The 1,873-nt window shown below is 65.4% G+C and carries 2 protein-coding genes; both read right to left on the bottom strand.

From position 1 onward, the window contains the following. Positions 1–43: 43 nt before the first annotated feature. Positions 44–445, bottom strand: a complete 402-nt coding sequence (locus ACSDR0_RS50340; RefSeq protein ID WP_435296090.1) for an NUDIX hydrolase — start codon at positions 443–445, stop codon at positions 44–46. A 35-nt stretch (positions 446–480) separates the two neighbouring features. Further along, positions 481–1,737, bottom strand: coding sequence for an IS256 family transposase (locus ACSDR0_RS50345; protein WP_435296091.1), 1,257 nt, complete (start codon positions 1,735–1,737; stop codon positions 481–483). Between the last annotated feature and the right edge of the window lie 136 nt (positions 1,738–1,873).

Genomic DNA, 1,873 nt, shown 5'->3' on the forward strand with positions numbered 1-1,873 from the left:
GAGCAATAGTCAATACCTGTGGATCGGTTTGGGTGTTGCTGAGTCAGTGAAGTTGCCCGGTCTGGTGTAGGTGATCGAAGATGATCTGGTCGACAGGGGACACGCGGTCGCGGTCGGCGTAGGTCAGCCAGGTGATTTCTTCGATCTCGCTGCTGGGTGTCGGTACTCCGTGATGGTCGGCGGTGTAGCAGGTCATCTGCACGGTGATGCCGTCGGCGTGGCCGTGTGCTTGGGCGTGATAGGTGCCCGTGTGGGTGGCGGTGGTGGGGATGATGGCGATGGAGAGTTCCTCGTCGATCTCGCGGATGAGGGTGTCGAGGTCGGTTTCGCCGGGTTCGCGTTTGCCGCCGGGGATGTAGTAGGCGTTCTTGCCTCGTGAGCGGGTGCTGAGGATCTTGCCGTTGTCCAGGTGGATCCAGGCGATCTTGTCGATGGTCTTGTTCACCGTGTGCTCCTGTTGTCGGGCGTAGTGGGAAGGGTTCAGGCGGCCAGGTCGTCGGAGCGTTCGAGGAGTTTCCCGTTGGTGAAGACCGCTCCGGCGCGGACGAGTGCGACCAGGTGGGGTGCGTTAACCGCGCGCCAGCGGGCCTGGGCCGATTCGATCAGTTTGAAGGCCATGGCCAGCCCGGCAGCCCGGGAACCCGGCCCCTTGGTGACCTTGGTGCGGTGCCGGACGGTGGCAAAGGTCGACTCGATCGGGTTGGTGGTGCGCAGATGCACCCAGTGCTCGGCCGGGAAGTCGTAGAAGGCCAGCAGCTCATCGAGGTCGTCGACCACCTTGGCGACGGCCTTGGGATACTTGGCGCCATAGGCGGCTTGGAAGTCCTTGACCGCGGCCAGGGCGTGGTCCTTGTCCTCGGCGTTCCAGATCTCCGCCAGGGCCTTCTTCGCGGCCGGGTGGGCGGACTTCGGGAGCGCCCCCAACACATTGGCGATCTTGTGGAACCAGCACCGCTGCTCTTTAGCCTGCGGAAACACCTCCCGCAGCGCCAACCAGAAGCCGAGCGCGCCGTCTCCGATGGCCAGCACCGGAGCGCGCATCCCGCGCCTTTTGCAGTCGCGCAGCAGGTCAGCCCATGACTCGGAGGACTCGCGATAGCCGTCGGTGAGCGCGACAAGTTCCTTGCGGCCGTCCGCGCGCACGCCGATCATCACCAGCAGGCACAGCTTGTGTTCTTCCAGTCGGATGTTGACGTGGATGCCGTCCACCCAGAGGTAGACGTAGTCGACGGCCGACAGGTCACGGGCGGCGAAAACACGCTGCTCGCCCTTCCAGGTCTCGGTGAGCTTGGTGATGACCGGCGCGGACAGGCCCGCGGTCGAGCCGAGGAACTGCCCCAGCGCAGGCACGAAATCACCGGAAGACAGGCCATGCAGATACAGCAGTGGCAGCACCTCGCTGATCGAGGGAGTCTTGCGGGCCCAGGCGGGCAGGATCGCCGAGGAGAACCGCTGCCGCTCGCCGGTCGCTTCGTCGATGCGCTTGTCGTTGACGCGCGGGGCGGTGACCTCGATCGCGCCGGCCGCGGTAAGGATCTCGCGCGGCTGGCGATAGCCGTTGCGCACGACCATGCGGCGGCCGCGGCTGTCGCGTTCGTCGGCGAAGGCGGCGATGTAGGCGTCGACTTCGGCTTGGAGTGCGGCGGCGAGCATCTTGCGGGCGCCCTCACGGACAAGCTGGTCGATCAACGAGGGTGAGGCAGGGACGGCCGAGCGGTCGTGGTCGCCAGCGGGCAGCTCGGGCACTACGGTAAGCGGCACGGGTGTGCCTTCCCGACCGACGCGCCAACGTCGGCCTTATCTCGAAACCATCATCGGATGATCCGGGAAGGTACACCCTTCCCGGCAGATCCACAGGTTTCGATCATTGCTC

The sequence above is a fragment of the Streptosporangium sp. G11 genome (assembly GCF_051192615.1).
Classification (GTDB): Bacteria; Actinomycetota; Actinomycetes; order Streptosporangiales; family Streptosporangiaceae; genus Streptosporangium.